The organism is Paenibacillus whitsoniae (assembly GCF_003955665.1).
Lineage (GTDB): Bacteria > Bacillota > Bacilli > Paenibacillales > NBRC-103111 > Paenibacillus_E > Paenibacillus_E whitsoniae.
Genome location: NZ_RXHU01000136.1, coordinates 1 through 3,083, shown reverse-complemented (window position 1 = coordinate 3,083; position 3,083 = coordinate 1). Strand labels below are relative to the sequence as shown.

The window sequence follows — 3,083 nt, the reverse complement described above, 5'->3', positions numbered from 1 at the left end:
AGATGTGTATAAGAGACAGACGTATCCGGGCCTGACGCTGCCGATGAACCGCTACGCCAAAGCGGGCGGCGGCGAGACGCATGGCCAGATTACCGGCGTGCTCGTTTTCGAGCGGCCGGCGTTTCCGATCGATTGGGTGTATGCGAAGCTGTTCAAGGATTACTCGTTCGAAATTGAAAATCTCGGCATGAGCATCTCTGAATACAATCAGGAGGTGCGCACCGAGAAGGAAGATGCCAATGCGGCGGGCAGCGCGATTGCGTTCCAGAAAGTTGGACTCGGCCGAGGCATCACGTCTCAAGGCGTTCGCATTACGGCGATTCTCAAGGACAGCCAGGCAAACGAGGTGCTGCGACCGGGCGATGTGATTGTTTCGCTTGGCGGCAAGGGGATTCGGACGGTGGAGGAGCTGAGCGTCCAGATGAAAGGGGTACAGCCCGGACAGCCGGTTTCGTTGACGGTACAAAGGGACGGCGCGTCACGCGAGCTGAGCGTGAAAACGAGACCGAGCGGCGACGACCCGAACCGGGCTTCCATCGGCATTCTGATCGCAAATCAATTGCACTACGATATTCCGGATACCGTGCAGTATCACGATTATTTCCTGCATGAAGGCGGCCCGTCGCACGGCGCGATGCTGGCGCTCACGCTGATTGATCAACTGACGCCGTGCGGCGTCACGTACGGTCGCCATGTGGCCGGTACGGGCACGATCGAGCCGGACGGCTCTGTTGGGGCGGTAGGCGGGTTGGAACAGAAAGCCTACACGATCTCCCGCACGGACGCCGACGTCTTCTTCGTGCCGGAAAGCAATGAGGCCGACGCTCGCAAAGGCGCGCCGGCGTTGAACATCGTGCCGGTGCGCACGCTCGATGATATCTTGAACTGGCTGAAGGCACACCCTCAGCCAGGCTATGAAGCGGCCTGCCGATGACGGAGGCCGCTTTTAGTCGCGTGCGGCCTCGTAGAGCTTGCGCGCGACCAGCTCGCCATTCAGCATCGTCGTCGACATATGATCGCCATGCAGTTGAATGAGCCGATACAGGCCGAGCCGGCTGGACATGTGCGGGTGCCACCCGTACCGCGGATCGCCAAGTGGAATGGCGGTATCTTCGAGAAGGTGCACATAGCTTTTGGGAATAGGAAGCGCATAAAACTTCTTCAAATGGAGCTTTTCAAAAAAAGGCCGCGCTGGTTCGGGCTTGACACCGTTGTAGATGCGCTGTGCGTCGCTGAGGCTGGCGAGGTTCGTGAACGTTTCGCGGAACAGGGGAAAGGGCAGCATTAAGGTGTTATTGCCTGAGCTTTTGATGAGCTGTTGGAACTGTTCCACAACGGCAGGTGGAAATTCGTCCGCGAGCATGCCGCCGTCTTGGATGACGAACGCATTCAGGAAGACAAGCCGCTTGAGCCGATCCGGGACGAGTTGGGATACCGTCTGCACAAGCGACCCGCCGAAGCTGTGTCCGACTAGAATCACGTCATGCAGGTTATGCTGGATGATAAAATCGGCAATAGACTTTGTCATCGTGCTGTGGGAGACGTTGGTGTTCGGATCGTTGCCGTGTCCGGGATATTCGGGGACGTAGACGGTATGGCCCACTCTCGTCAGCTCGGCGGCGACGGGCGTCCAGAAGCTGGCGTCGGCCCAGGAGCCGTGGATGAGAACAAATGTTAACGACTGCACGTGATCCCGATGGGGAACTGGGGGGTCCTGCCGCCAGATGCCGGGGGAATACGTCCAAGCCGGCTGAACGTAGGTCGCCTGGATGTTCGCCTGCATGGCGGGCCAATCCGGGTATATCTGAACCGGCGGTTCAGGAAATTGTGTGAAAGTCATCGAAAGCAAATCCTCTCTATCCGTGATAAATGCCTATGGAATTACCATATGCCTAAGGCATGAAATGTGTCCGTGCGGCGCTAGGCGCAGGTGCAACCTTTTGCTGTGAGAAGCCGTTTAGAGGGTACAAGGGGGGCGTCAGGAACGCCTCGAACGAAAGGAGCTTTGGACGATGAAAAAAATGATGGCGATGGCAATGACGGTGCTGTTAGCGAGCAGTTTGACGCTGAGCTCGGCTTACGCGTTCTCGGATCTGGATGAAGGACAGCAGGAGGCGATTATGTCGCTGAAGGAGCGAGGCATCGTGAGCGGATTTGATAACGAGCATTTTGTTCCCCGGGGGAAAATCAGCTATGCACAGAGCGTGCAAATGATTGTGAAGGGGCTTGGGCTCAATCTGGACCACATTCAGTTTTTTAAAAAACCGCTGGCGTCCGATTCGTTTACGAACGTGCCGGATGACGCTTGGTATGCCGATGCGTTTATCATTGCCAACTTCAACAACATGTCCATTCCGCGCGACGTGAACCCGAACGGGACAATTACCCGCGAGCAGTTTGCCAACCTGTTGGTCAGCGCGTTGGAATCGAAGGGCGACTTCCCGATGGTCAAAATGTTCGTGATCATCAAGGACGAAGATCAGATCACGCCGGAGCTGCAGGGCACGATACAGCGGCTCTTGCTCTATAAAATTGCTGCCCTTGACGGCGAAGGCAATTTCAATCCTAAAGCGGAGCTGACGCGCGGTGAGGCCGCCACATGGCTCTATAACGCCATCAAGGTACTTGAGGCGCACTCGCATGCGGAAACGCCGCAGACGGAGAATGTGAGCGTGTCGGTGGAGAAGGTAACGGACGATGTGAACAAAGTTACGCTGTCCCGCGGCAGCAAGCCGACCGGCGGTTACGCGATCGATATTCAATCGATCACGTTTAAGGATCGGGGACACGCGGTTGTGACATACGTGCTGCGCAATCCGGCGCCGGGCGAAATGGTGACGCAAATGGTGACGGAGCCGAAAGCGGTCACGTATGTGGCTTCGGGCTATGAGGTGACGGCTGAACCGGCTGTGAAGTAGCGATAGGTGTTACGCGTACGAATGCCCGGCGATGTGGCGTCGCAGCGCACGACGAATCCCGGCGGATCCGAGGCGCGCTCGTCGTTGCTCGCTGCGTCGCCTTGGCTTGCATCCCCTTGCTCGCCGATGCTTAGCGTTGATTAAAAGAACGCTTCTTTCCTCTCG

Annotated in this window: 4 protein-coding genes; 3 read left to right on the top strand and 1 reads right to left on the bottom strand. The window is 57.2% G+C overall.

Features of this window, described 5'->3' with window-relative positions:
• Positions 1 to 934: PDZ domain-containing protein (locus tag EJQ19_RS30995; protein WP_126145074.1), on the top strand; the 934-nt coding region annotated here is incomplete at its 5' end.
• Between the two features lie 12 nt (positions 935 to 946).
• Here the strand turns inward: EJQ19_RS30995 and EJQ19_RS30990 are convergent.
• Positions 947 to 1,840 carry an alpha/beta fold hydrolase gene (locus EJQ19_RS30990; protein ID WP_241243165.1) on the bottom strand — a complete coding sequence of 298 codons (894 nt, stop codon included), beginning with the start codon at positions 1,838 to 1,840 and terminating at the stop codon, positions 947 to 949.
• A gap of 172 nt (positions 1,841 to 2,012) precedes the next feature.
• Between EJQ19_RS30990 and EJQ19_RS30985 the strand changes: the two genes are divergently transcribed.
• A complete protein-coding gene (locus EJQ19_RS30985) occupies positions 2,013 to 2,918 on the top strand; it encodes an S-layer homology domain-containing protein (RefSeq protein ID WP_126145073.1) in 906 nt (301 codons plus the stop codon).
• Positions 2,919 to 2,924: 6 nt separating this feature from the next.
• Complete coding sequence (locus EJQ19_RS32080; protein WP_164716845.1) at positions 2,925 to 3,062, top strand: hypothetical protein; 138 nt, start codon at positions 2,925 to 2,927, stop codon at positions 3,060 to 3,062.
• Positions 3,063 to 3,083 lie beyond the last annotated feature (21 nt).